The sequence below is a fragment of the Streptomyces flavovariabilis genome (assembly GCF_000725785.1).
In the GTDB taxonomy this organism is placed as follows: domain Bacteria; phylum Actinomycetota; class Actinomycetes; order Streptomycetales; family Streptomycetaceae; genus Streptomyces; species Streptomyces hawaiiensis.
Genome location: NZ_JNXD01000002.1, coordinates 391,816 through 417,868, shown reverse-complemented (window position 1 = coordinate 417,868; position 26,053 = coordinate 391,816). Strand labels below are relative to the sequence as shown.

The window sequence follows — 26,053 nt, the reverse complement described above, 5'->3', positions numbered from 1 at the left end:
GGTATGGGACGTTTTCGAACGAGTACGAAGCATCGCGCCTGATACGGCGCGTCTGTGAAAGCTTTGTGAGAAAAGGCCGGGGCGGCCGGGGCACCGCAGGCCTCGGGGTCACGCACCAGGGCCGTGCCCCCCTTGTTCGGGTGAGGCACGGCCCTTGGCAGCGATCGGTGTGAACCGGTCCGGTGGACCGGGTCCGTTCAGTAACGGGGACGGTTGAACCAGGCCTTGCCGTTGGCGTTGCCGACGAAGACGGCCACCAGGATGGCGAGGACGGTGTGCACCAGGCCCACGATGACGAACGGGTAGATGCCGAGGACGGCCGTGATGATGGCGAAGACCAGGATGGTGATCCGGGCGCCGTTGCCGCCGTTCTTGAACTTCGTCGCCAGGACGGCCGCGAACACCAGCCAGGCCAGGCCGAACACCACGTAGCCCCAGATCAGGCCGGTCGAATCGCCGACCAGGTCCTGAAGAGCGGGGTTGTCCTGCACGGTCGCGTCGTCCTTCGCGGCGTTGATGGCCGCGGCGCCGATCCCGAGGATCACCACGGCGACGACCTGCAGACCGACGATGACCCACATCATCACGCGGGCCGCGCTCACCGAGCCGGGCATCGTGGTCGGCGCGGCGGGGCCGCCGTAGGGGGAGACCGGAGGGGCCTGCGGATAGCCGTAACCGGGGGCCTGTCCCTGGTCCTGCGGGTATCCGTAGCCCGGCTGCTGCGGCTGCTGCCCCTGGGGAGCGCCGTAGGGGTTGTTCGGGTCGCCGTAGCTCATAGGGGACTTTCCTCCGTTGAAATCCGAGTGCGGGGACGACGCGTGACATCCGCACGGAGGAGAGTTCTTCAGTATTGCGACCGTCCCCCCGTTGAGCTGTCCGCGGCACTTGTCAGGTCATCGTTCTTCACCACTGACCGGCTTGTCCAGCCGCATTCCCGATGTGTTGTGCAAGTGCAACATCGCTGATCATGGGCGGATACGGGAGGACGGGCCCCCCGGTGCCCGGATTGCGGCCGGATTGGAACCGTGGCGGGGTCATCCGCGAGGATGGGGCCATGACCGCCCAGATTCTCGATGGCAAGGCCACCGCAGCCGCGATCAAGTCCGATCTGACCGCCCGCGTGGCGGCGCTGAAGGAGAAGGGCGTCACGCCCGGCCTCGGCACGATCCTGGTCGGGGACGACCCCGGCAGCCAGAAGTACGTCGCCGGCAAGCACCGCGACTGCGCGCAGGTGGGCATCGCCTCCATCCAGCGTGAACTGCCCGCCACGGCGACCCAGGAGGAGATCGAGCGGGCCGTCCGCGAGCTGAACGAGGACCCGGCCTGCACCGGGTACATCGTGCAACTGCCGCTGCCCAAGGGCATCGACGAGAACCGCATCCTCGAGCTGATGGACCCCGACAAGGACGCGGACGGGCTGCACCCGATGAACCTGGGTCGCCTCGTCCTCAACGAGCCCGCCCCGCTGCCCTGCACCCCGAACGGCGTGCTGACGCTGCTGCGCCGCTACGGCGTGGAGATCAAGGGTGCCGAGGTCGTCGTGGTCGGACGCGGTGTGACCATCGGCCGGCCGATGCCGCTGCTGCTCACCCGCCGCAGCGAGAACGCGACCGTGACCCAGTGCCACACCGGCACCCGTGATCTGTCGGCGCATCTCAAGCGCGCGGACATCATCGTGGCCGCCGCCGGTTCCGCCCATCTGATCCGCGCCGAGGACGTGAAGCCCGGCGCGGCCGTCCTCGACGTCGGTGTCTCCCGCAGCGCCGAGGGCAAGATCGTGGGCGACGTCCACCCCAGCGTCGCCGAGGTCGCCGCCTGGATCTCCCCGAACCCGGGCGGAGTCGGCCCGATGACCCGTGCCCAGCTGCTCGCCAACGTGGTCGAGGCGGCGGAGCGCAGTGTCGGCTGAGCACCGGACCCCGAGGGGGCACGAGGCGCCGGGCGGGCATGAGACGCCGAGCGGGCCCGAGACGCCGAGCGGGCCCGAGGCGCCCGAGGACCTCACCGTCCGGGACCCCATCAGCGCGCCCGACGCCGAAGGGCGGCCGCGGCGGGTCACCCGGCGCTTCCCGCTGTTCACCCGGGACACCGCACGGCCCGAGGGCGGTGGCCGGGCAGCGTCCGGGGACGCTCCCGCTCCCGCGCGGCAGTGGCCCGTGCTCGCCGTGCTGGGGCTGGCCGGGCTCGGGCTGCTGATCACCGCGTTCGGCCAGTTCCGGCTGGGGACGCTGCTGATCGGCGTCGCCCTGCTGGGCGGTGGCGCGATGCGCTGGCTGTTGCCGGACGTCGGCATGCTCGCCGTCCGCTCCCGCTTCACGGACATCGTCACGTACGCGGTGCTGGGGCTGGTGATCGTCATGCTGGCGCTGATGGCACAGCCGGAACCATGGCTGCAGATCCCGTTCCTGAAGGACACCCTGCACTTCACGGTCACCAACGAATGAAGAGACGACGGCCCGTCCCCTCCCCCGAGGAAGGACGGGCCGCCGTCACGCGCCCCACCCTCCTGCACGGCGAACGGCCTGTTCAACGGCTGTCAGTGCGCTGTGGCACGGAAGTGACGGTTCCGGTACGTCTTGCTTCCGATATCGCACAAAGTGGTGCGACAGCGGGGTTGGCAGGGACAATCAGGACGGTCCAGGGTGTATCGCGCGCGGTCACCATGCTCCTGTGCGCCCCCCTTCAGGGAACTGAGATCCTGAGTGGGCGCATCCCTGTGGGTATCCAGAACGGGGACTCGGCCAAGGCCGCCACGCGCGGGGCGAACAGCGCGAGAAATATCAGCACGACCGGGGGGAAGAGGGGGAGCAATGCCTCGTTGGAGGGCCTTGCCGGATGAGCTCGATCCGCAGATCAGGGAGTTCACCAGCCAACTGCGCAGGCTCGTGGACCGCAGTGGTCTGAGCATCGCGTCGGTGGCGGACCGCACGGGTTACAGCAAGACGTCGTGGGAGCGTTACCTGAACGGCCGGCTGCTCGCGCCGAAGGGCGCGATCGTGGCCCTGGCCGAGGTGACCGGCACCAATCCGGTGCACCTGACCACGATGTGGGAGCTTGCCGAGCGCGCCTGGAGCCGCTCGGAGATGCGGCACGACATGACGATGGAGGCCATCCGGATCTCCCAGGCGCGCGCCGCGCTCGGGGAGTTCGGCGGGCAGGACTTCACCGACCCCTCGGCCGGTGGCAAGGCGGCCTCGGCGGGTCAGGGCAGAGCGGCCTCCGCGGGCAGCGGCAAGCCCGCCCGCCGGAGCGGCAGCACCACGGTCACGCCGGGCATCGCCGGGCCGGCCGGTGTGGCCCCGACCGTGCCTCCGCAGCCGACGGCCCCCGAGGTCCAGGACTCCACCACCGGCGCGGGTGTGCGGGAGGAGAGCGGCCGGGCCGCCGAACCCGAGGTCAACTCGTGGGGAATGGCCGGGTACCAGGGCCCGTCGTCGACGGGCGGGCGCTCCGCCGGACCCGGCACCGGCCGGGGGTCCCGGCCCGGTTCGGCTCCTGGGACCCCCGCCGGGTCGCCCGGCGGCCCCGGCTGGACTCCCGGCGCCGGGTCGGACCCGTACGGCGAGCCGCAGGACGCCGTCCCGGCACGGGCCGGTGGTGCCGGTGCGGGTGGCGCCGGCGGGACCCGCCGCGCCTCCTCCGCTTCCGCGGGCAAGAAGCGGACCGCGACCTTCCTTGCGGGCGTCGTGGGCGTGCTCGTGGTGATCGCCGGCGCGTTCTACCTCACTGGCGGCGGTGGCGACGAGACCGAGGGCGGCGCCAAGTCCCCCTCGCCGACGGTCAGCACCGATCCGAAGCTGCCGCCCGGTGTGAAGTGCAGCGGCGACAGCTGCACCGGCAAGGACGCCGAGGCCATGGGGTGCAGCGGTGACCTGGTGACCACCGCCCGGACCGCGACCGTCGGCACGACCGCCGTCGAGGTCCGCTACAGCGAGACCTGCAAGGCGGCCTGGGGGCGTATCACCCAGGCGGCACAGGGCGACGAGGTCCAGATCAGCTCGGGCAAGGCGAAGCAGACCGGCAGCATCACCGCGGCCGGAGACACCATCGCCTACACCCCGATGGTGGCCGTGAAGAGCGCGGCCGACGCCAAGGCCTGCGCGACGCTGACGGCCGGGCAGCAGGGCTGCACCGACTAGGAGGCCGAGAGGTCCGCCCGGGACGGGGGAAGAATTTCCGAAGGGGAGGAATGCCCGCCGGAAACGGGGGCACGCGAACCGTACCCCCACGGGAGTCCGGCACGGTCGGTATCCCCCAGGCGGCCGCCTTCGTCCTCCTCTCCCGGACGGGCGGCCGCCTTTTGCGTCGGGGCTGGAACGCGCGTGCGGGCGGGGTCGGGGTTGTGGGCTGGGCCACACCGACCCGGACGTCCGGGATCCCGGATGCGCGGTAGCCTGACGGCTGGATGGATCTCTTGATGCCAAGAGATCGATCAAACGTCCGGGGCAGGGACTCCGCCCCACCGCCAGCTGTCATACGGAGAACGCCATGACCCGCACTCCCGTGAACGTCACCGTCACCGGCGCGGCCGGCCAGATCGGTTACGCCCTGCTCTTCCGCATCGCCTCCGGCCAGCTGCTCGGCGCGGACGTGCCGGTGAAGCTGCGCCTGCTGGAGATCACGCCCGCCCTGAAGGCGGCCGAGGGTACGGCCATGGAGCTGGACGACTGCGCGTTCCCGCTCCTGCAGGGCATCGACATCACGGACGACCCGAACGTCGCCTTCGACGGCACCAACGTCGGCCTGCTCGTCGGCGCCCGCCCCCGCACCAAGGGCATGGAGCGCGGCGACCTGCTGGAGGCCAACGGCGGCATCTTCAAGCCGCAGGGCAAGGCCATCAACGACCACGCCGCGGACGACGTCAAGATCCTGGTGGTCGGCAACCCGGCCAACACCAACGCCCTGATCGCCCAGGCCGCCGCGCCGGACGTACCGGCCGAGCGGTTCACCGCGATGACCCGCCTGGACCACAACCGCGCGCTGACCCAGCTCGCGAAGAAGACGGGCTCCACGGTCGCCGACATCAAGCGCCTGACCATCTGGGGCAACCACTCCGCCACCCAGTACCCCGACATCTTCCACGCCACGATCGCCGGCAAGAACGCCGCCGAGGTCGTGAACGACGAGAAGTGGCTGGCCGAGGACTTCATCCCGACCGTCGCCAAGCGCGGCGCCGCCATCATCGAGGCCCGTGGCGCCTCGTCGGCCGCCTCGGCCGCCAACGCCGCCATCGACCACGTCCACTCCTGGGTCAACGGCACCGCCGACGGCGACTGGGTCTCCATGGGCATCCCCTCGGACGGTTCCTACGGCGTGCCGGAGGGGCTCATCTCCTCCTTCCCCGTCACCACCAAGGACGGCAAGTACGAGATCGTCCAGGGCCTGGAGATCAACGAGTTCTCCCGCGCCCGGATCGACGCCTCCGTCAAGGAGCTCGAGGAGGAGCGCGAGGCGGTCCGCGGCCTCGGCCTCATCTGACCGGAGCCGCACAGAACTCCGTACGCGGGCCCCGCACCGGCTTTCCGGTGCGGGGCCCGCGCGCTTTCCAGGGGCCGGCAACGCCCGTTGCGTCAATGGGCCACCCCGGCCGGCTCGCCGCGTTCACCACCCGTGACGGGCGCTTCCCGGGCGTGCGGCGTGTTCTCGGCGGCCTGATCGGGGAGTACGCCGGGCACGCCCGGCCACGCCGATCCGCCGCGCGGGACGATCGCCGGGAGGGTGGGGGAGGACCCGCCCGAAAGCTTCAAGCCACCGGCATCCTGACGCCGACGACCACATCTCCGTACGTTTCGTTCCGATTTGCCCGCATCTCCCGTGACACAGCGCACTTTCGGCCACGGACGCGCATGCATCCGGGGGAGTCGGGCAGGCGAACTCGGTCTCTTAGTGACACGTGTGTGACACAGGGGCGCTGATCAGGAACGGAAGGCGAAGAGCGATCATGGCGGAAAGTACCGAACTTCAGGCGCGTGAAACCATCCATGCGGGAGGAGTGTGGCGTGCGGCCACCTCCGGGGCCACTCGCGAGATCCTCGACCCCGCGGACGCCCTGCCCTTCGCCGTGGTCGCGGAGGGTGACGAGAAGGACGCCGATCTGGCGATCGCCGCAGCCCGGCGCGCCTTCGACGAGGGGCCGTGGCCACACACGCCGGTCACCGAGCGGGCCGCGCTGCTCAGGCGCGTCGCCGACCTGCTCGTGCGGGACCGCGAGGAGCTGGGCCGGCTGGAGGCCCAGGACGCGGGCAAGACCGTCGAGGAGGGCCGCGTCGACATCGACTGCGTCGCCGACGCCTTCCGCTACTTCGCCGACCTGGTCGCCGGCGAGGCCCCCGGCCGGGTCGTGGACGCGGGCTCGACCGACATCCACAGCGTCGTCGTGCACGAGCCCGTCGGCGTCTGCTCGATGATCACGCCCTGGAACTACCCCCTGCTTCAGGCCAGCTGGAAGATCGCCCCCGCCCTCGCCGCCGGCACCACCTTCGTCGTCAAGCCGAGCGAGATCACGCCGATGACGACGATCGCGCTCATCGAGCTGCTCGTCGAGGCCGGACTCCCCGAGGGCGTCGCCAACATCGTCACCGGCCCGGGGCATTCGGTCGGCGCCCGCCTGTCCGAGCACCCCGACGTCGACCTGGTCTCCTTCACCGGCGGCCTGGTCAGCGGCACCAAGGTCGCCCAGGCGGCAGCCCCGACCGTCAAGAAGGTCGCCCTCGAACTCGGCGGCAAGAACCCCAACGTCGTCTTCGCCGACGCCTGCGCCACCGAGGAGGGCTTCGACACCGCCGTCGACCAGGCCCTCAACGCCGGCTTCATCCACAGCGGCCAGGTCTGCTCGGCCGGCGCCCGCCTCATCATCGAGGAGTCCGTCCGGGACCGCTTCGTCACCGAACTCGCCCGGCGCGCCGAGAAGATCCGCCTCGGCCGCGGCACCGAGGACGGCGTCGAGTGCGGCCCGCTCGTCTCCGAGCAGCAGCGCGCCAAGGTCGAGATGTACGTCGAGTCCGCCCTGAAGGAGGGCGCGGTGCTGCGTTCCGGCGGCAAGCGTCCCGAGCCGTCCCCGCAGCGTCCGGAGAACGGCTACTTCTACGAGCCGACCGTCCTCGACCACTGCCACCGCGAGATGCGCGTCGTACGGGAGGAGGTCTTCGGGCCGGTCCTCACCGTCGAGACCTTCCGTACCGAGGACGAGGCCGTCGCCCTCGCCAACGACACCGAGTACGGACTCGCGGGGGGTGTCTGGACCTCCGACGCGGGCCGCGCCCGCCGCGTGGCCGGGCGGCTGCGCCACGGCACGATCTGGATCAACGACTTCCACCCCTACCTGCCGCAGGCGGAGTGGGGCGGATTCGGCAAGAGCGGAGTGGGCCGCGAACTCGGCCCCGCCGGGCTCGCCGAGTACCGGGAGACCAAGCACGTCTACCAGAACCTCGCTCCCCAGCCGGTGCGCTGGTTCGCGGGCTGACCCCCGTCCCCTGCGGGGCTGCCGACCCCCCATCCCGGGCTGACCCCCACACCCCGGGCTGGCGTCCTCCTCCCCGCGAGCCCGTCCACTTCATCCCCACTGGAGCAAGCACGCCATGTCCCACACCAGTCATGAGTACGACTATGTCGTGATAGGCGGCGGAACCGCAGGTTCCGTCATCGCCTCCCGCCTGACCGAGAACCCGGACGTCACCGTCGCCGTCATCGAGGGCGGCCCCAGCGACGTCGGCCGCGACGACGTGCTGACCCTGCGCCGCTGGATGGGCCTGCTCGGCGGCGAGCTCGACTACGACTACCCGACCACCGAACAGCCACGCGGAAACTCGCATATCCGGCACAGCCGGGCCCGCGTCCTGGGCGGCTGCTCCTCGCACAACACCCTGATCGCCTTCAAGCCGCTGCCGGCCGACTGGGACGAGTGGGAGGCCGCCGGCGCCAAGGGCTGGGGCGCGGTGCAGATGGAGGCGTACTTCGCCCGGCTGCTCAACAACATCGTCCCGGTCGACGAGAAGGACCGGAACGCCATCGCCCGCGACTTCGTCGACGCGGCCCAGGAGGCGCTGGGAGTGCCGCGGGTCGACGGCTTCAACAAGAAGCCCTTCACCGAGGGCGTCGGCTTCTTTGACCTCGCCTACCACCCCGAGAACAACAAGCGGTCCTCGGCGTCGGTGGCCTACCTCCACCCGGTCATGGAGGAGCGGCCCAACCTGACGATCCTGCTGGAGACCTGGGCGTACAAGCTGGAGCTGGACGGCAACCGCGCCGAGGGCGTGCACGTGCGGACCAAGGACGGCGAGGAGATCCTCGTCAAGGCACGCCACGAAGTGCTGCTGTGCGCCGGAGCCGTCGACTCGCCCCGGCTGCTGATGCACTCCGGCATCGGCCCGAAGGCGGACCTGGAGAAGCTCGGCATCCCGGTGGCGCACGACCTGCCGGGCGTCGGCGAGAACCTGCTCGACCACCCCGAGTCGGTCATCGTGTGGGAGACGAACGGCCCCATCCCGGAGAACTCCGCGATGGACTCCGACGCCGGCCTGTTCGTGCGCCGCGATCCCGAACTGGCGCACCCCGACCTGATGTTCCACTTCTACCAGATCCCGTTCACGGACAACCCGGAGCGACTGGGCTACCAGCGGCCGGAGTTCGGCGTCTCGATGACCCCGAACATCCCCAAGCCGAAGAGCCGCGGCCGGCTGTACCTGACCAGCGCCGACCCCGAGGCCAAGCCCGCGCTGGACTTCCGCTACTTCACCGACGAGGACGACTACGACGGCAGGACCCTCGTCGACGGCATCAAGATCGCCCGCGAGATCGCCAAGACGGAGCCGCTGGCCGGCTGGCTCAAGCGCGAGGTGGCCCCCGGCCCGGACGTCACCAACGACGAGGAGCTGGGCGAGTACGCCCGCAAGGTCGCGCACACCGTCTACCACCCCGCCGGCACCTGCAAGATGGGCGGCGCCGACGACCGGCTGGCTGTCGTCGACCCCGAGCTGCGCATCCGAGGCCTGGAGGGCATCCGCATCGCCGACGCCTCCGTCTTCCCCACCATGACCACCGTCAACCCGATGATCGGCGTGCTCATGGTCGGGGAGAAGGCCGCCGAGCTGATCGGTGGTGGTTCCCAGTGACCGCGACCCTCGAACCCCCCACGGAGCAGACCATGGACACCACGCCCGTCTTCTCGGTGGAGGGACTGTGGAAGGTGTTCGGCCCCAAGGCCGACCGCGTTCCCGCCGACCCCGAGCTCACCGCCCTCGACCCCGCCGAGCTGCGCTCCCGCACCGGCTGCACGGCCGCCGTCCGGGACGTCAGCTTCGACGTGCGCAAGGGCGAGGTCTTCGTCGTCATGGGCCTGTCCGGCTCCGGCAAGTCCACGCTGGTGCGCTGTCTGACCCGGCTGATCGAGCCGACCGCCGGCACCATCGCCATCGACGGCGAGGACGTCCGCGCCATGGACCGCTCCCGGCTGCGCGAACTGCGCCGCCACCGCGCCGCGATGGTCTTCCAGCACTTCGGCCTGCTGCCGCACCGCACCGTCCTCGACAACGTCGCCTACGGCCTGGAGATCCAGGGCATGGGCAAGGCCGAGCGGCGCGAACGGGCCGCCGAGGTCGTCGCCAAGGTCGGCCTCGAAGGCATGGAGCACCGCCGCCCCGGCCAGCTCTCCGGCGGCCAGCAGCAGCGCGTCGGCCTTGCCCGTGCCCTCGCCGTCGACCCCGAAGTCCTCCTCTTCGACGAGCCGTTCAGCGCGCTCGACCCGATGATCCGGCGCGACATGCAGGAGGAGGTCGTCCGGCTGCACCACGAGGAGGGCCGCACGATGGTCTTCATCACGCACGACCTCCAGGAGGCCCTCAAGCTGGGCGACCGCATCGCCCTGATGCGCGACGGCCGGGTCGTGCAGCTCGGCACGCCCGAGGAGATCGTGGGCTCGCCGGCCGACGACTACGTCCGCGAGTTCGTCCGGGACGTCCCGCGCGAGCAGGTCATGACCGTCCGCACCGCCATGCGCCGCCCCTCGGCGGGCCAGGACGGCAGCGGACCGGCGGTGCGGCCCGACGCGACGGTGTCCGAGGCGATCGAGGCGGTCGCCCGCGCCGGCGCACCGGCCCGGGTCGTCGACGAGGGCCGGTGCGTGGGCGTGGTCGACTCCGACACGCTCCTGGGCGTCGTCGCCGGCACGGAGCAGCCCGCCCCGCCGGGCACCCCGCAGCCCAAGGAGGCGGTGTGATGGCGACCATCACCGCGTCCCCGCCGCGCCTCGGCCTGCCCGGGCTGCTGCGGAACCGTGCCGTCCAGAAGCTCCTTCTGTTGGCCCTCGCCGCCGTGATCCTCGTCCCGCTGGCCAACGCCCGCTGGGCGAGCGGCGCCTGGCCGAACGCGCTCACGGTGGACCTGTCCGAGCCGCTCGCCAAGACCAGCGACTGGATCATCGACAACCGCGACAGCCACCCGCTGTTCCTGTACTTCTTCGGCCACGTCAGCAACGTCGTCGTCATCGCCGTACGGGCCGTCTACCTCACCCTCCTGGCCATCGGCTGGGCGGGCGTCACAGCCCTCGGCGCGCTGGTCGCCTGGCGGGCGGCGGGCGTGCGGCTGGCGCTCGGCACGGCCACCGCTTTCCTCGCCTGCGGGCTGCTCGGCATGTGGGTGCCCACCATGCAGACGCTCGCCCTGATGGTCGCCGCGGTCCTCGCCTCGGTCGTCGTGGGCGCGCTGCTCGGGCTCGCCGCAGGGCTGTCCGACCGCATGGACCGTGTGCTGCGCCCGGTCCTGGACACCATGCAGGTGCTGCCCGCCTTCGCCTACCTCCTGCCGGTCGTGCTGGTCTTCGGCATCGGCGTCCCGGCGGCCGTCCTGGCCACCGTCGTCTACGCCGCCCCGCCCATGGCCCGCCTGACCTCGCTCGGTCTGCGCGGCGCCGACAAGGGGGTGCTGGAGGCCGTCGAGTCGCTGGGCTCCACCGCACGCCAGCGCCTGCTGACGGCCCGCATCCCGCTGGCCCGCAAGGAACTCCTCCTCGGCCTCAACCAGACGATCATGATGGCGCTGTCCATGGCCGTGATCGCGGCCGTCATCGGCGCGGGCGGTCTCGGTGACCGCGTCTACCAGGCGCTGGCCTCCGTCGACGTCGGTGCCGCGCTCGCCGCCGGTATCCCGATCGTGCTGCTGGCCGTCGTCCTGGACCGGGTCACGGCAGCGGCGGGGGAGCGGCTCGGCGCCGACCCCGAGCCCCGCAGCGGCCTCGGCTGGCTCTACGCCCTCGCCGGCGTCGTCGCCGTGGCGGTCGCCGGGCGGCTCGCGGGCCGCCTCGACTGGCCCGACCCCTGGGTCGTCGGCATCGCCGAGCCCGTCAACCGCGCCGTGGACTGGATGACCGCGCACCTGTACTCGGGCGTCCCCGTCATCGGCGGCACCGCCGACTGGGCCGGACACTTCACCACCTGGGTCCTCGACCCGATGCGCGACGGCCTGCAAGCGCTGCCCTGGTGGTCGGTGCTGCTGATCGTCGCCGCGCTGGCCTGGGTGATCGGCACCTGGCACACCGCGCTCACCGCCGTCCTCGCCATGGCCGCGATCGGCGTCCTCGGCGTCTGGAAGCCGTCCCTGGACACCCTCTCCCAGGTCCTCGCGGCCGTCGCCGTCACCCTCGTCGTCGGCTTCGCCGTCGGTATCGCCGCGGCCCGCAGCGACCGCCTGGAGCGGGCGCTGCGCCCGGTCCTCGACGTGTTCCAGACGATGCCGCAGTTCGTGTACCTGATCCCGGTCGTCGCCCTGTTCGGCGTCGGCCGCGCCCCGGCCGTCGCCGCGGCGATCGTCTACGCGCTGCCGGCCGTCGTCCGCATCACCACCCAGGGCCTGCGCCAGGTCGACCCGGCCGCCATGGAGGCCTCCGGTTCGCTCGGCGCGACCAGCTGGCAGCAGCTGAAGCAGGTGCAGCTCCCGCTGGCCCGCCGTGCGCTGCTGCTCGCCGTCAACCAGGGCCTCGTCCTGGTCCTCGCCGTCGTCGTCATCGGCGGCCTGGTCGGCGGTGGCGCCCTCGGCTACGACGTCGTCTTCGGCCTCGCCCAGGGTGACCTGGCGACCGGTCTGGTGGCCGGCGCGGCCATCGTCTGCCTCGGCCTGATGCTCGACCGGGTGACCCAGCCCACCGAACGCCGCGCGAAGAAGGGAGCGTGACATGCGCGTCCGTACGACCGCGATAGCGGCCACCGTGAGCTCCCTGGCGCTGCTCACCGGCTGTGGTGCCGCCGACATGACCAAGCAGGCCTCGCCCTTCGCCAACGCACAGGGCGCCAAGACCGTGACCATGTCCGTGCAGTCCTGGGTCGGCGCGCAGTCCAACGTGGCCGTCGCCCAGTACCTCCTGGAGCACGAGCTCGGCTACCGCGTCGACACCGTCCAGGTCGACGAGGTGCCCGCCTGGGACGCACTCAGCCAGGGCCGCGTCGACGCGCTCCTGGAGGACTGGGGCCACCCCGAGCAGGAGCAGCGGTACGTCAAGGACAAGAAGACGATCGCGCCCGCCGGCGAACTCGGCGTCACCGGCCACATCGGCTGGTTCGTCCCGACGTACCTCGCCAAGCAGCACCCCGACATCACCGACTGGAAGAACCTCAACAAGTACGCCGACCTCTTCCGCACCCCGGAGAGCGGCAACAAGGGCCAGCTGATGGACGGTTCGCCGTCCTACGTCACCAACGACAAGGCGCTGGTGAAGAACCTGAAGCTGGACTACCAGGTGGTGTTCGCCGGGTCCGAGGCGGCGCAGATCACGCAGATGAAGCAGTTCGCCAAGGAGAAGAAGCCCTTCCTCACCTACTGGTACTCGCCGCAGTGGCTCTTCAAGAAGGTCCCGATGACCGAGGTGAAGCTGCCGGCGTACAAGGAGGGCTGCGACGCCGACCCGGAGAAGGTCGCCTGCGCCTACCCGCACACGCCGCTGCAGAAGTACCTCAACTCGGACTTCGCGAAGAACGGCGGCAAGGCGGCGGCGTTCCTGAAGAAGTTCAAGTGGACGACCGAGGACCAGAACGAGGTCTCCCTGCTGATCGCCGACAAGAAGATGACGCCGGAGGACGCGGCGAAGAAGTGGGTGGACAGCCACAAGTCCACGTGGAAGAAGTGGCTGCCCTGAGCGTCCCTACGGTCGCAGGCCTTCGGCGATCTCCCGCAGGGCCCGGGCGGCCCGTCGCTGGAGTCCCGGCCCGAAGGTGATCCGGGTGGCCCCTCGCGCGCCGAGTTCGGCGGGTGAGGGGCCACCGTCGGCCGGGGCCCCCACGTTGACCGGACCCCGGATCCCGGCCCGCAGCAGCGGCAGGACGCCCGGCGGGGCCCCGATCGGGTACACGCAGTCGGCGCCCGCCGCGACGTACAGCGCGGCCCGCTCGATGGCCGGGCCGGGATCGTCCACCCCGCAGGCGAAGGTGTCGATGCGCGCGTTGACGAAGAGCCGGTCACCGGCCGCCTCCCGCACCTCGGCCAGCCGGCCGGCGTGCGCGCGGGGGTCCTTGAGCACCCCGTCCTCGGAGTCCTCCAGGTTGCAGCCGACCGCCCCCACCTCCAGCAGCCGCTCCACGAGGTCCTTCGGCGCGAGCCCGTATCCGCCCTCCACATCCGCCGACACGGGCACGTCGACGGCCCGGGCGATCCGGGCGACCGCCGCGAACATCTCGTCGGCCGGGACCTGCCCGTCCTCGTAGCCGAGCGAGGCGGCGACCCCGGCGCTGGGCGTGGCGAGCGCGGGGAACCCGGCCTCGGCGAACACCCGCGCGCTGGCCGCGTCCCACGGCCCGGGCAGCACGAGCGGATCACCGGGCGCCCGGTGATGATGCAGGGCACGGAACACGTCGGCCTTGCTCATGGCGTGTAACCCCCTGGCGGAATCCGGTGGCTCACCATCACCCGGTTCCAGTTGTTGATGGCGACGATCAGCCCGAGCAGATGGGCGAGCCGGGCCTCGTCGAAGTGCTTCGCGGCGTTGTCGTACACCTCGTCCGGCACGAAACCGGCCGTCAGCACCGTCACCGCTTCCGTCAGGGCCAGCGCGGCCCGCTCCCGCTCGTCGAAGACGTCCCCGGCCTCCTCCCAGGCCGCCAGCAGACCGAGCTGCTGCTCACTCACCCCGTCCTCACGGGCGATCGTGAGGTGCATGTCGAGGCAGAACGCGCAGTGGTTGAGCTGAGAGGCCCGGATCACCACGAGTTCGGCCAGGGCCGGGTCGCCCAGGCCCTTCTTCGCCGCCGCGCTGAGGGCGGACATGGCCCGGCCGGCCGCCGGGTCGAGCAGCCGGGTCCGAGCCGTCACTTGTACTGCCCCGGCTCGTAGTGCCCGGGCGCCATGCGGCAGGTCACCCCGAACCGGTTCCAGGCGTTGATCGCCGTGATCGCGGCGATGACCTGCGCCAGCTCGGCCTCGTCGAAGTGCTTCGCGGCGTTGTCGTACACCTCGTCCGGCACGAAACCGGCGGTCAGGACCGTCACGGCCTCCGTCAGCTCCAGGGCAGCGAGTTCCTTCTCGGTGTAGAAGTGCCGCGACTCGTCCCAGGCGCTGAGCTGGAGGATCCGCTGCACGCTCTCACCCGTCGCGAGGGCGTCCTTGGTGTGCATGTCGATGCAGAAGGCGCAGTGGTTGATCTGGGAGGCGCGGATCTTCACCAGCTCGTACAGCTTGTGGTCGAGGCCCTGCCGGGCGGCGATCTCCAGCCGGACCATCGCCTTGTACACCTCGGGCGCGTGCTTGGCCCAGTCCAGGCGGGCTGGCTGCTCAGGGGCGTACTCCCCGGTCGTCGTGTCAGTGGTGTGCGTCGTCATGCCCTCGACCCTAGGAAGGAAGCAGCCCAGGGGTATGGTCCATTTCCATGGTGGAACAGTGGGCCACTTTGGGCATCGACCTACATCTGGAGCCGACCGGCCCGGGCCTGCGCCGGGGGCTGACCGACGCCCTGCGCGAGGCGGTGCGCTCCGGCCGGCTGGCACCCGGCACCCGGCTGCCGTCCTCCCGTGCGCTCGCCGCCGACCTGGGCCTCGCCCGCAACACGGTCGCCGACGCCTACGCCGACCTGGTCGCCGAGGGCTGGCTCACCGCCCGGCAGGGCTCGGGTACCCGGGTCGCCGCGCGCGAGGTCGTCCCGCCGTCCGGCACGGCACCCCACCCCCGCGCACCCACCCGTCCGACCTACGATCTGCGCCCCGGCAGCCCCGACCTCGCGTCCTTCCCGCGCGCGGAGTGGCTCAAGGCCGCCCGCCGCGCCCTCACCACCGCCCCGTACCACGCGCTCGACTACGGCGACCCGCGTGGCCGCCCCGAGCTGCGGGCCGCGCTCGCCGGCTACCTCTCCCGGGCCCGGGGCGTGCGCGCGGACCCCGGCCGGATCGTGGTGTGCGCCGGGTTCGCGCACGGCCTGAAGCTGCTCGGCACGGTCCTGCGGGCCCGCGGGGCGCGCACGGTCGCGGTCGAGTCGTACGGTCTCGACGCGCACTGGAGGATCCTGGCCGCCTCCGGCCTGGACACCGCCCCGCTGCCCTTCGACCGGCTGGGCACCGACCCGGGCGGATTGCCCGGAGCCGACGCGCTGCTGCTCACCCCCGCCCACCAGTTCCCCATGGGCGTGCCCCTGCACCGCGACCGCCGTACGGCCGTCGTGGACTGGGCCCGGCGCACCGGCGGACTGGTGCTGGAGGACGACTACGACGGCGAGTTCCGCTACGACCGGCAGCCCGTCGGCGCGCTCCAGGGCCTGGACCCCGACCGGGTCGTCCACCTGGGCACCGCCAGCAAGTCCCTCGCGCCCGGCCTCCGGCTGGCCTGGATGGTGCTGCCGCCGGGCCTCGCCGAGGAGGTCGCGGCGGCGAAGGGCGGCGTCGACACCTGCGGGGTGCTGGACCAGCTGACCCTGGCCGAGTTCCTCACGTCCGGCGCCTACGACCGGCACCTCCGGGCGCGACGCCTGCGCTACCGGCGCCGCCGGGACGCCCTGGTCGCCGCTGTCGCGTCCCGGGCCCCGGAAGCCCGCGTCACCGGCATCGCGGCCGGTCTGCACGTCCTGCTGCGGCTGCCGCCCGGCACCGAGCAGTCGGTGGTCCAGGCGGCGAACTGGCGGGGGCTCGCGCTCCACGGACTCGACCGCTACACCCACCCCGCCGCCCGGACCGAGCCCGTCGACGCCCTGGTCGTCGGATACGGCACCCCGCCGGACCACGCCTGGTCGGGAGCGCTGGACGCGCTGGGCGCGGTATTGCCCGGATAATCGCGCGCATTCCCCCTCCGAATTGCGTTCCGGTGGATATGGTCGCTCCATGAGTGAAAATTCCTCCCCGTCCCGCGTGGCCCTGAAGAAAATCACCCCCGACGTCTCCGCGGCCATGGGTTCCCTGCACGCTGCCGCCGTTTCTGCGGCCCAGGAGGCAAAGCTCGAACCGGAACTGCTGGAACTGGTCAGGATCCGCGCCTCGCAGATCAACGGCTGTGCGTTCTGCCTCGACATGCACACCCGGGACGCCCGCGACCAGGGCGAGACCGAGCAGCGCATCCACACGCTGAACGCCTGGCGGGAGACGCCCTTCTTCACCGAACGCGAGCGCGCCGCCCTGGCGTTGACCGAGGCGGTGACGCTGGTCCACGACGGCCGCGTCCCCGACGCCGTCTACGCCGAGGCGGCCGGGGTCTTCGACGAGAACCAGATAGCCGCCCTCATCTGGTCGGCCACCGTCATCAACGCCTACAACCGCATCGCGATAGCGACCCGTATGGTCCCGAAGAGCTGAAAAGGCAGAAGGAAAGCCGCCGGGTCGAATTCGGCCCGGCGTCTCTTTTCTCCCGCAATTCAGTCGGCCGGCAGTGGCTCCACGGCGCTGTCCAGCCATGCCCGCCATTCCCCGGCCCGTTCCGCCGGAGGCACCCGCATCGGCCGTCCGAGCCAGCCCGTCACGGGCCGAATTCCGTGCAGCGCGTTCACCAGCCACACCTCACGGCCGTCCAGCTCGGCCACGGTCCGCTCCCGGTGCGCGATCCGGAACCCGGAGCGCAGCGCCCGTTCCTGGACCAGCCCGGCCGTCACACCCCGCAGGACGGGCAGCCGCGGCGGGGGCAGGCACAGGGTGTCGTCCTCCCACCACAGGACACTGGCGGTGGCCGACTCCAGGACCGTGCCCGAGGGGGCGATCAGCACCGCCTCCTCCGCGCCCTCGCCCGCGGCCCGGCGGCGCACCCGGGCCAGGGTGTCCAGGTCCGGGCCCTTGCGGCGGGGCACGGTCCGCGGATCGGACTGGCCCGCCGCCCAGAGGCGCACCCCCGCGCCCAGCGGCGGAGCGGGCCGCAGCAGCAGCCGCAGCTCAAGGGAGCCCGCCGCGAGTTCCACCCGCGGGAACCACGCTCCCGTGCGCGGCAGCGCGGCGGTCACGTCCCGCCAGAACGCCACGAGACGGCGCGACTCCGGCCCGCCGCACTCACCGCAGGACCGCGAGAACCGCTCCCGGTGCCGGGCGTAGGCCCGCACCCCGCCCTCGCGCAGCAGCCACGAGTCCGCGACGAGAAGCCGCCCCCCGGCCGTCCGCTCCGGGGCCGGGGCCAGGCCACGTCCGGGCGTCCACGCCCACAGGCCCTCCGCCACCGCCGGTTTTGTCACCACGAGGTCCTCCTCAGTACGTGCGGCCCGCGACGGCGGGCGCCCCGTGCCGGGGCCCGTACGGCGCGTGCTCCAGCCAGGATCCACACCACGGCAGTACCGGCGCCAGGGCCGCCGCGGCCCGCTGCCTGAGCCGGACGGTCCGGCGGCGCGGCCGCAGATGGTCCAGGGCCGTACCGGCGGCGGCCATGTTGAACAGGCCCGCCGCGCGCCGCACCTCGGCGAAGCGCGCGACCGCCTCGCCGGTCCCGGCGGCGATCGCCTCGGCGGCGGCCGCCGCGTCCGCGATCCCGCTGTTCATCCCGCGCGCCCCGAACGGCGGGAAGAGATGCGCCGCCTCACCGGCCAGCAGCACCCGCCGGTGCGGATCGGTGAACGAGGCCGCCACCTTGCGCAGGAAGCGGTACGTCGACACCCACAGGATCCTCTCGCCGTAGCCGTCCCCGACGATCGCGGGCAGCCAGCGCCGTACGGCCTCCTCGGTGCCGAACTCCTCCGGCCGGTCGTCGTCGCGGCACTGGAGGTCGATCTGGAAGCCTCCGGTGAACGGCACCCGCATGACACTGCGCCCGCCGGCCCCGGGATGCTCGTAGTGGAAGACCCGCTCCCACGGCAGTTCGGCGCCCGGCACATCGGCGACGTCCACGACGACGTGGAAGCCCTCGCCGCGGGTGCCCTCCAGCTCGATGCCCAGCTCGCGCCGGACCGCCGAGCGGGCCCCGTCGGCGGCGACGACGTGGGAACCGCTCCACTCCCGCCCGTCCGCCCCCGTCAGCCGGACCCCGCTTTCCGTGCTGTGCACGGCCGTCACACGGGCGCCCCACACGAAGCCGGTCCCGGCCCGCTCACAGGCCGCCCGCAGGAAGCGTTCGGTGTCCGTCTGGCGCAGGCTGGTGAAGGGCGGCGGGCCGGACGGGGGCGGGAAGGTCCGGGCGTAGACCTCGCGTCCCCGGTAGAGGGTGCGCCTGGTGTGCCAGGTCCGTCCGTACGAGGTGAACTCCGCGGCGAGGCCGGGCAGCATCCCGTCCAGCAGGGCGAGGGTCTCCCGGTGCACGAACAAGGCCCGGCTCCCGGGCCGTTCACGGTCCTGCGGATCGGCCTCCAGCAGTGTGACCGGCAGACCGTGCGCCCGTAGCGCGAGGGCCGCGGACAGGCCCACCGGTCCGGCCCCCACCACCAGGACCGGGGTCATGCCCCGACCCGTTGGCCGAGCATCCGGGCGATCTCCATCCGCTTCACCTTCCAGGTCGCCGTCATCGGCAGATCCTCGAACCGCCACTGCCGCGGCTCGGCCATCGGCGGCAACCCGGCCGTGGCCCGCCGCCAGCGCTCCGGATCCAGCGGCCGATCGCCGCGCACGCACACCACCGGCACCGGCTCACGGTCCGCCCCCGGCACGATCACGACCTCGCGCAACTCCTCCAGCCGGGACATCAGCGTGTCCTCGACCTCCAGGTTGCTGTGCACCGCGTCGATCCGGTCGGCCTCCCGGTCGATCAGGTACAGCGCGCCCAGGCGGCTGCGGTAGCCCAGGTCGCCCATCTCCCACCAGCCGTCGGTGAGCTGGCGGTCGTAGCGCTCCGGCATGCCGAGGTAGGTGAGGATCCGGCCCCGGGTGCGCGCCTCGATCCGGCCCGGTGTGCCGGGCGGCACCCGCCCGCCCCCGGCGTCGGTCACCCGGACCCGGGTGAAGCCGGGTATCCCGAACCCGACCCGGCGGCCGTCCGCCCGGGCGGCACCGCGCCGGGTCACCACCTGGAACGCCACCGGGCCCGTCTCGCTCTGCCCGTACAGCTGGATCAGCCAGGGCGTACGGCGCCGCGACGCGTCCAGCAGCCGCCGCACGGTACGCGGATGGATCGCGTCGAACGTCGAGCCGTACGACCGGACCCGGGACAGCGGCGCACCGGGCGCACCGGCCAGCTCCTCCCACAGCACGAACGTGTTGGGATGCGTCTCCACGATGCCGGGCCGGTGCCGGACCAGCAGCGGGCCGACCGAGGCCGGGTCCGGGTCGGTGATCAGCACGAGCGGGCTGCCGAAGTGCAGCAGGACCCCGAGCAGATGGTAGAAGCGCGAGTGCACGAAGGACATGTGCAGCGCGGCGGTCTCACCCCGGGTGGGCCAGCCCATCGCCTGCTGCGGCACGAGCCGGTTCCACATGGTCAGCGCGCAGTGCACGGCCAGTTTGGGGACGCCGGTGGTGCCCGAGCTGTGGGTGATCAGGGCGGGTTCACGGGGGTGGAGCCGGACCGGCGGGGGCGGTTCGGCGCCGGTGTACTTCGCCAGGGGCTCGGAACGGGGCGCGCCGTCCACGGACAGCGTCCGCCGCACCAGCCCGGACAGGTCGATGTCCTTCAGGCCGTCGAGCGTCGCGCCGTCGGTGATCAGCCAGGGCTGCCGCAGCCGTTCGAGGAGCTGACCGGCCACCTCGGGGGCCAGCGCGGGCGACAGCAGCACGGGCACGGCCCCGATGCGGGAGACAGCGCAGGTCAGCAGCATGATGTCGACGTTGTCGGCCTTGTGTACGACGACCTGCTCCGAGGGTCGCACCCCGGCCTCCCACAACCGGCCGGACAACTCCTCGACCACATCGGCCAGCACGCTGTAGCTCAGGTCGACGCCCAGGGAGGGGGCGACGTCGAGCGGCCGGTCGAGGGTGACGAAGACGGCCCCGTGCCGGTCGGCCGCACGGCGGAAGACCGGCCCCAGATAGAAGCCGCGGTCCGCGAGCAGGGGCTGTCGCATGGGCTCATTCCTCTCCGTGGTGTTCACCAGGCGCCCTTGCGCACCAGGTGGCGGCGGAGCTTCCCGGTCGCGGTGCGGGGCAGCGACGGGACGAAGCTGACGCTGCGGGGGACCTTGAACGCGGCGAGGCTCTCGCGCGCCAGGCCGGTCAACTCGTCGGCCAGTCCGTCCCGAAGGGGCGGGACGGGGACCACGAAGGCCCGCAGCCGGCTCGCGCCGCGCCCGTCGGGAACGGCGGCGACCGCCACCTCCCGCACCGCCGGATGGCCGCGCAGAACGGCCTCCACCTCCAGCGGGGAGACGGTGATGCCGCCGACCATCTCCATGTCGTCGGCGCGGCCCAGATGCCGGTAGGTGCCGTCCGGTTCGCGGCGGGCCCGGTCCCGCGTGGCCAGCCAGCCGCCGGCCAGCGCCCGGGCGGTCTCCTCCGGCCGGTTCACATAGCCGGGCGTCACCGTCGGCCCGCGCACCCACATCTCACCCTCGTCGCCGTCCGGCACCGGACGCCCGTCACGGTCGCGCAGCTCCACCTCGAAGCCGGGCACGGGCCGGCCCACGGTGCCCGGGTGGTTGTGGGAGAAGCCGTTGGCGCAGAACGCGTGACCGGCCTCGGTGGAGCCGATCTGCTCCAGCACCGGCGCGCCCAGCAGTGCGGTCAGCTGCCCGGCCAGCCCCTCCGGCAGGCCCTCGCCGGCCGACACCGCGGCCCGCACCGAGGCGAAGCAGCCCTCGTGCCCCTGCCCCCGCTCGGCGATCAGCGCGGCGTACGCGGACGGCACCGAGTACAGCAGCGTCACCCGGTGCCGGGCGACGAGCTCGTCGACGGTGGCCGGTCCGGGCCGCCGGTCCACCAGCACGGCGGACGAGCCGGAGAACAGCGGGAAGACGAACGCGTTGCCGAACCCGTAGGCGAAGTACAGCTTCGACACCGACAGGGTGACGTCCTCCGCGGTGATCCGCAGCACCCGCCGCCCCACCAGGTCGTGGTACGTCCGTGGATCGCCGTGCGTGTGCACGACGCCCTTGGGACGGCCCGTGGTGCCGGAGGTGTACTGCACGTAGAGCGGGCTGTGCGCGTCGACCTGGTGCGCGGGGGCGAGCTCGGCGGCGGGGGCGACGGCCATCAGCTGGTCGGCGCCGAGCCCCGTCCGGCCGGCGAACCGGTCCTCCAGGCCCGGTCCCGTCACACACAGCACGGCGTCGGTGTCCTCGGCCAGGAACGCGTGGTCGGCGGCGGGGAGTTCGGGGTTGACCAGGACCGCCACGGCACCGAGCCGGGCGGTGCCGAGGAACGCCGTCACCCAGGCGAGGGAGTCCGGCAGCGCGAGCAGCACCCGGTCTCCCGGGCGCACCCCGTGCCCGGCCAGGACCGTGGCCGCGCGGGCGGCGAGGCCGTGCACCTCACCGTGGGTCCAGGCCCGGTGCCCCTGGTGGAAGGCGGTCCGGCCGGTCCACCCGCGCCGCTCGGCCAGCTCCGCCAGGTGGGCCGCGAGGTTCCCGGGCGCCCCGGCCTCGGGCGGGCTCGGTGCGACCTGCGGACTGGTCATCGCCGGGCCTCCCCGGCCGCCCCGGCCTTCTGCCCCGGTGGGCCCTGCTGCCGCATCCGGTCGGCCGTGTGCCGCTGGAGGGCGCGCATCGGGGCCGCCGTCTTCAGCAGCATCTCCTCGTACTCGGCGTCCGGATCGGAGCCGAGCACGATCGCACCGCCCGCCCCCAGATGCATCGCACCGTCGGCGAAGACGGCGGTCCGGATCACGATGCCGAGGTCCGCACCGCCACCGCACCCGAAGTAGCCGAGGGCGCCGGAGTAGACGCCGCGGGCCTCGGTCTCCAGCGAGTCGATGATCTCCAGCGTGCGCAGCTTCGGCGCGCCGGTCATCGACCCGCCCGGGAAGCAGGCGCGCACACAGTCCACCGCGTCCGTGCCGGCCCGCAGCCTGCCCTGCACGGTGGACACCAGCTGGTGGACGGTGGCGTACGTCTCCGTGGCCATCAGCCGGGACACCCGCACGGTCCCGGTCCGGCAGACCTGCCCCAGGTCGTTGCGCAGCAGGTCCACGATCATCAGGTTCTCGGCCCGCGTCTTGGCGTCCGAGGCGAGCGCGTCCCGCAGCCGGGCGTCCTCCTCCGGCCCGTCGCCCCGGGGCGCGGTGCCCTTGACGGGCCGGGCCTCGGCGGTGCCGTCCCGGCCGATCCGCAGGAACCGCTCGGGCGAGGAGCCGGCCACCTCCAGCTCCCCGAATCTCAGGAACGCGGCGTACGGGGCCGGGTTGTCGCGGCGCAGCGTCCGGTAGAACTCCAGCGCGTCGGGCGGAGCGGGTAACCGGGCGGCGTTCGTCAGGCAGACCTCGTAGCTGATGCCGGACCGCAGGGCCCGCCGGCAGGCCTCGATGTCCTCGAGATACGTCACCCGGTCGCGCACCAGCCACGGCTCGGCGGCGCCGGGGTCGGCCGGGGCAGGCTCCCCGGGCAGCGGCGGGCGCTCCGTCGCCACGCAGGAGAGTCCGGCCAGTACGCCCTCCAGCCAGTCGGCGGCCTCCCGCGCGGCCTGCGGGGTGTCCTCCGCCAGGCACACGGCGTAGGTGAAACCCTCCTCGTGGTCCACCGCGATCACCCGGTCGGCGAACAGCCAGGCGGCGTCCGGGGTGGGGGAGCGGTGCCGGTTGGGCGAGCCGCAGTCCGCCTTCATCTCGTAGCCGAAGTAGCCGACGTAGCCGCCGGTGAAGTCGAACGGCAGCCCGGTCGCGTCCACCCGGCGGTTGCTCAACTGCCGCTTCAGATAATCGAAGACACTCGCCCTCACCCGCCGCACGGGCCGCCCCGCCCGCTCGATCTCACACCGCCCGGCAGCGACGTCGTACCGCACGAACTCGGCGAGCGGCCCCTGGTCGTCCCCGAGGAACGAGAACCGCGACCGCCCCGGCTCGACCAGCGAACTGTCCAGCCAGAAGGACCGCGGCGACCCCGAGAACATCCGGCTGAAGACCGCCTCGGCGTCCACGGCCCCGGTGACCCGCCGGGTGTGCAGCCGATACCCGACCCGCCCGGGCCGGCGGGGGCGGGGGATGGCGGCGGACGCGTCGACCTCGGCGTGCGTCTCCCGCTCCCCGGCCGTGCCGGCCCGGGCCGGCACAGTGACCGAACCGGCCTCGCTGGACACGACCTGCCCAGGCCCGCCGGGTACGACCGTCCGGGGCTCACCGGACACCACCACCCCGGCCCCGCCGCTCGGGCGCGCCGTGGCCTGCCTGAGTGCGGCGGCCTGGAAGGCGGCCGCGGCCACGGGACGACGTAGACCGCCGAGGTCGAGAACACCCCCCGGCATCCGCCGGGCCCCCGTGTCGCACTCCGGGACGAGCGGTCGCCGTCGGAACCCCTCGTGCGACGGCACCGCCGTGTTCTTCGTGCGCAGCTTGCCCGCCCGCTCGGCGGTGAGGTTCCGGAAGTTCACGAGCATGCGGTGCCCGTACTCCGTGAGGACCGACTCCGGATGGAACTGCACCCCCCACAGCGGCCGGCTGCGGTGCCGGAGTCCCATCAGGACGCCGTCCTCCGCCCAGGCCGTGGCCTCCAGCGTCTCCGGCAGCGGTTCGCGCACGGCCAGTGAGTGGTAGCGGACGGCGGTGAAGTGCTGCGGCAGGCCGTGGAACAGGTCCCGTCCGTCATGGCGGATCGTGGACAGATGCCCGTGCCGCGGCTCCGGAGCGGGCCCCACCAGCCCGGCCTCCCCGAGCGCGATGCCCTGATGTCCCAGACACACACCGAGCACGGGAACGGGGGAGGTCGCGAGCAGCCTGCCGCCGATGCCGAAGTCACGGGTCTCGCCCGGATGCCCGGGGCCGGGGGACACCACAAGGTTGTCGAACGCCCGGAGATCAGGAAGACCGTCGACGGGCGCGTCGTTGCGGATCACCACCGGCTCCTCGCCGTTGACCTCGGCGATCAGCTGGAACAGGTTGTACGTGTACGAGTCGTAATTGTCGATGAGCAGGGTCTTCACCCGCCCACCTCCCTCTGTTCGTTCGCGGGCCTATGTGGCCCGGCGTTTGTGCCGCCCGCGCAGTGCCTGGAGCGACGGGTACAGCCATTTCCGGAAGAAACGCTGGAGCCGCGGCATGAGAATCCAGGTGACAAGGGCTGTCACACACAGACACAACAACAGCGTGCGAAACAGTGCATTGAGGTCACCGAGATAGGGAAGCACCGTCAGATTGAACAGGAGCACCGGTGGGAAAACCGCGCTCATATTCACGAACCACAGTTTCCATTTCGACGGCGGAGCGGGCGGCGCGGGTGTGAGGGTCTGCGCGTCGAACCAGGCCCGGGTGCCCGGCACCCTCCGGCGCTCCGCCTCCCGGGCGACCCCATCGAGCTGGGCGTCCCACTGTTCCCGGGAGGGTGATCTCTCCCAGGCCAGGGCCGAACCCTCGCTTGCGAAGCGATAGACGACATGCCACTCCGCCCCTCCGTCGACAAGTACGCCACCCCCCAGAAACCCCGGCTGCCGCGCGGTCGCCCCCAGCATGGCCCACCCCCAGGAGTGGAAGTCGGCCGCACGGCCCGGCGCCACGCGATAGGCCACGGTGACCGTGACGGGTTTACTGGTCACGCCGTCCCATACGGAAAGCGCTCACCGCGCGTTCAAGATTCAACAAACAATTTTCCGGTTGCCCGCAGGACGCCTGGAAGATTGTCCGCGAGGTGAAGACTTTCGGCAGCTCGTAAAGCCCTTCCGCTCACCGCGGTGCGACGGCGCTCTCCTCCGCCTCCACCGGCGCCTCCCCGAACCGCGACAACGCCAGCGCCCCCACCACCGCCACCGCGAAACCGAGGATCGCCAGCCACCCCAGCCCGGGCCGCGTCCGGTCCCCGAGCCACACCACACCGATCAACGCGGGCGCGACGGTCTCCCCGAGCACCAGCCCGGCCGTCGCCGTCGTCACCGACCCCCGCTGCAGGGCCGAGGTCAGCAGCAGGAACGCCGCCCCGCCGCCCAGCAGCAGCGCGTACGTCGCCGGGTTGGGGAACAGCTCACCGGGCGACAGCCCGTCGATGAGCCGCACCGACACCTCCACCACCCCGAAACCGAGCCCCGCCCCCAGCCCGAGCGCCAGCGCCCGGCCCCGCTCCGGCAGCCGCCCGCCCGCCGCACCGAGCAGCAGCACCCCGGCCGCCGCCCCGAGCATCGCCCACTTCAGCCCGGCCGGTCCGGCCTCGTCGCCCTCCGCCCCGGACGCCAGCCCCAGCAGCGCGAGCCCGGCGCACACCACCGCCACCGCCGCCCACTCGACGCGGCTCAGCCGCACCTTGAGCAGCCGCGCCGCGACCACGGCCGTCACGGCGAGGCTCGCGGCCATCGCCGCCCCCACGGCGTAGATCGGCACGGACCGCAGGGCGAGGATCTGGAGCACGAAACCGAGCCCGTCCAGCGCGAGGCCGGCCAGATACCGCCACTGCCGCAGCGCCCGCCACAGCAGTGCCACGTCCCCGCCCGGGCCGGTCGCCGCCGCCGACCGCGCGGCGATCGCCTGCAGCACCGTCGCCGTACCGAAGCAGACGGCCGCACCAAGGGCACACGCCATTCCAAAAAACACAAATCGACAGTAGGGGAGCGGCTGCCGACGGGGGGTCATGCGCGCCCGTTCACACCGATCTCTAGGCTGACCGTCTGTCAGTGCACAACGGGGAGACTGGGGG

22 protein-coding genes are annotated in these 26,053 nt (G+C 72.4%); 11 read left to right on the top strand and 11 right to left on the bottom strand.

Annotation, left to right across the window (positions count from 1 at the left end):
- Positions 1-197: 197 nt before the first annotated feature.
- Positions 198-776 (bottom strand): hypothetical protein, encoded by a 579-nt coding sequence (locus IO24_RS0106925; protein WP_031132968.1) that lies wholly within the window; start codon positions 774-776, stop codon positions 198-200.
- A 278-nt stretch (positions 777-1,054) separates the two neighbouring features.
- Between IO24_RS0106925 and IO24_RS0106920 the strand changes: the two genes are divergently transcribed.
- From IO24_RS0106920 to IO24_RS0106880, 9 genes are all read left to right on the top strand, one after another.
- Positions 1,055-1,909 (top strand): bifunctional methylenetetrahydrofolate dehydrogenase/methenyltetrahydrofolate cyclohydrolase, encoded by an 855-nt coding sequence (locus IO24_RS0106920; RefSeq protein ID WP_031132966.1) that lies wholly within the window; start codon positions 1,055-1,057, stop codon positions 1,907-1,909.
- 109 nt (positions 1,910-2,018) lie between these two features.
- Entirely contained in the window at positions 2,019-2,444 is a 426-nt protein-coding gene (locus IO24_RS0106915) for a DUF3017 domain-containing protein (protein ID WP_045295962.1), read from the top strand.
- A 384-nt stretch (positions 2,445-2,828) separates the two neighbouring features.
- Complete coding sequence (locus IO24_RS0106910; RefSeq protein WP_234335149.1) at positions 2,829-4,139, top strand: helix-turn-helix domain-containing protein; 1,311 nt, start codon at positions 2,829-2,831, stop codon at positions 4,137-4,139.
- A 349-nt stretch (positions 4,140-4,488) separates the two neighbouring features.
- On the top strand, positions 4,489-5,478 hold the full coding sequence (locus IO24_RS0106905; protein WP_031132963.1) for a malate dehydrogenase: 990 nt from the start codon (positions 4,489-4,491) through the stop codon (positions 5,476-5,478).
- Positions 5,479-5,941: 463 nt separating this feature from the next.
- The gene (locus tag IO24_RS0106900) at positions 5,942-7,462 is read left to right on the top strand and encodes an aldehyde dehydrogenase family protein (RefSeq protein ID WP_031132961.1); all 1,521 of its coding nucleotides are present in this window, start codon (positions 5,942-5,944) and stop codon (positions 7,460-7,462) included.
- A gap of 115 nt (positions 7,463-7,577) precedes the next feature.
- Complete coding sequence (locus IO24_RS0106895; RefSeq protein ID WP_031132959.1) at positions 7,578-9,110, top strand: GMC family oxidoreductase; 1,533 nt, start codon at positions 7,578-7,580, stop codon at positions 9,108-9,110.
- Positions 9,111-9,142: 32 nt separating this feature from the next.
- Positions 9,143-10,213: a quaternary amine ABC transporter ATP-binding protein gene (locus IO24_RS0106890; RefSeq protein WP_045295963.1), complete on the top strand. Its 1,071-nt coding sequence runs from the start codon at positions 9,143-9,145 to the stop codon at positions 10,211-10,213.
- Entirely contained in the window at positions 10,213-12,162 is a 1,950-nt protein-coding gene (locus IO24_RS0106885) for an ABC transporter permease (protein ID WP_031132955.1), read from the top strand. The genes IO24_RS0106890 and IO24_RS0106885 overlap by 1 nt, the downstream gene beginning before the upstream one ends.
- 1 nt (position 12,163) lies before the next feature.
- Positions 12,164-13,120 (top strand): ABC transporter substrate-binding protein, encoded by a 957-nt coding sequence (locus IO24_RS0106880; RefSeq protein WP_031132953.1) that lies wholly within the window; start codon positions 12,164-12,166, stop codon positions 13,118-13,120.
- A gap of 6 nt (positions 13,121-13,126) precedes the next feature.
- Here the strand turns inward: IO24_RS0106880 and IO24_RS0106875 are convergent, their stop codons facing one another.
- From IO24_RS0106875 to IO24_RS0106865, 3 genes are read right to left on the bottom strand one after another with little or no spacing between them, the layout of a single operon-like run.
- Positions 13,127-13,846 (bottom strand): isocitrate lyase/PEP mutase family protein, encoded by a 720-nt coding sequence (locus IO24_RS0106875; RefSeq protein WP_031132951.1) that lies wholly within the window; start codon positions 13,844-13,846, stop codon positions 13,127-13,129.
- Positions 13,843-14,289, bottom strand: coding sequence for a carboxymuconolactone decarboxylase family protein (locus tag IO24_RS0106870; protein ID WP_031132949.1), 447 nt, complete (start codon positions 14,287-14,289; stop codon positions 13,843-13,845). Before IO24_RS0106870 ends, IO24_RS0106875 begins: the two co-directional genes overlap by 4 nt.
- Positions 14,286-14,795, bottom strand: coding sequence for a carboxymuconolactone decarboxylase family protein (locus tag IO24_RS0106865; protein WP_031132947.1), 510 nt, complete (start codon positions 14,793-14,795; stop codon positions 14,286-14,288). The genes IO24_RS0106870 and IO24_RS0106865 overlap by 4 nt, the downstream gene beginning before the upstream one ends.
- A 47-nt stretch (positions 14,796-14,842) precedes the next feature.
- On the opposite strand from IO24_RS0106865, the gene pdxR reads away from it, so the two are divergent.
- Together pdxR and IO24_RS0106855 are read left to right on the top strand one after the other, a co-directional pair.
- Complete coding sequence (gene pdxR, locus IO24_RS0106860) at positions 14,843-16,231, top strand: MocR-like pyridoxine biosynthesis transcription factor PdxR (RefSeq protein WP_031132945.1); 1,389 nt, start codon at positions 14,843-14,845, stop codon at positions 16,229-16,231.
- Positions 16,232-16,280: 49 nt separating this feature from the next.
- The gene (locus IO24_RS0106855) at positions 16,281-16,748 is read left to right on the top strand and encodes a carboxymuconolactone decarboxylase family protein (protein ID WP_031132944.1); all 468 of its coding nucleotides are present in this window, start codon (positions 16,281-16,283) and stop codon (positions 16,746-16,748) included.
- A gap of 59 nt (positions 16,749-16,807) precedes the next feature.
- On the opposite strand, the gene IO24_RS0106850 is transcribed toward IO24_RS0106855, so the two are convergent.
- The 7 genes from IO24_RS0106850 to IO24_RS0106820 all read right to left on the bottom strand — a co-directional run bounded on the left by IO24_RS0106850 (position 16,808) and on the right by IO24_RS0106820 (position 25,938).
- The gene (locus IO24_RS0106850) at positions 16,808-17,608 is read right to left on the bottom strand and encodes an aminotransferase class IV (protein WP_031132942.1); all 801 of its coding nucleotides are present in this window, start codon (positions 17,606-17,608) and stop codon (positions 16,808-16,810) included.
- Positions 17,609-17,621: 13 nt separating this feature from the next.
- Positions 17,622-18,800 carry an FAD-dependent monooxygenase gene (locus IO24_RS0106845; RefSeq protein ID WP_031132941.1) on the bottom strand — a complete coding sequence of 393 codons (1,179 nt, stop codon included), beginning with the start codon at positions 18,798-18,800 and terminating at the stop codon, positions 17,622-17,624.
- Positions 18,797-20,356 (bottom strand): class I adenylate-forming enzyme family protein, encoded by a 1,560-nt coding sequence (locus IO24_RS0106840; protein ID WP_031132939.1) that lies wholly within the window; start codon positions 20,354-20,356, stop codon positions 18,797-18,799. The genes IO24_RS0106845 and IO24_RS0106840 overlap by 4 nt, the downstream gene beginning before the upstream one ends.
- 23 nt (positions 20,357-20,379) lie before the next feature.
- Positions 20,380-21,903: an AMP-binding protein gene (locus IO24_RS0106835; protein ID WP_031132937.1), complete on the bottom strand. Its 1,524-nt coding sequence runs from the start codon at positions 21,901-21,903 to the stop codon at positions 20,380-20,382.
- Positions 21,900-24,356, bottom strand: a complete 2,457-nt coding sequence (locus IO24_RS46215; RefSeq protein ID WP_045295950.1) for a chorismate-binding protein — start codon at positions 24,354-24,356, stop codon at positions 21,900-21,902. Before IO24_RS46215 ends, IO24_RS0106835 begins: the two co-directional genes overlap by 4 nt.
- Before the next feature lie 30 nt (positions 24,357-24,386).
- Positions 24,387-24,965, bottom strand: coding sequence for an antibiotic biosynthesis monooxygenase (locus IO24_RS0106825; protein ID WP_031132933.1), 579 nt, complete (start codon positions 24,963-24,965; stop codon positions 24,387-24,389).
- Positions 24,966-25,092: 127 nt separating this feature from the next.
- Positions 25,093-25,938 carry a DMT family protein gene (locus IO24_RS0106820; RefSeq protein WP_031132931.1) on the bottom strand — a complete coding sequence of 282 codons (846 nt, stop codon included), beginning with the start codon at positions 25,936-25,938 and terminating at the stop codon, positions 25,093-25,095.
- Positions 25,939-26,053: the final 115 nt, after the last annotated feature.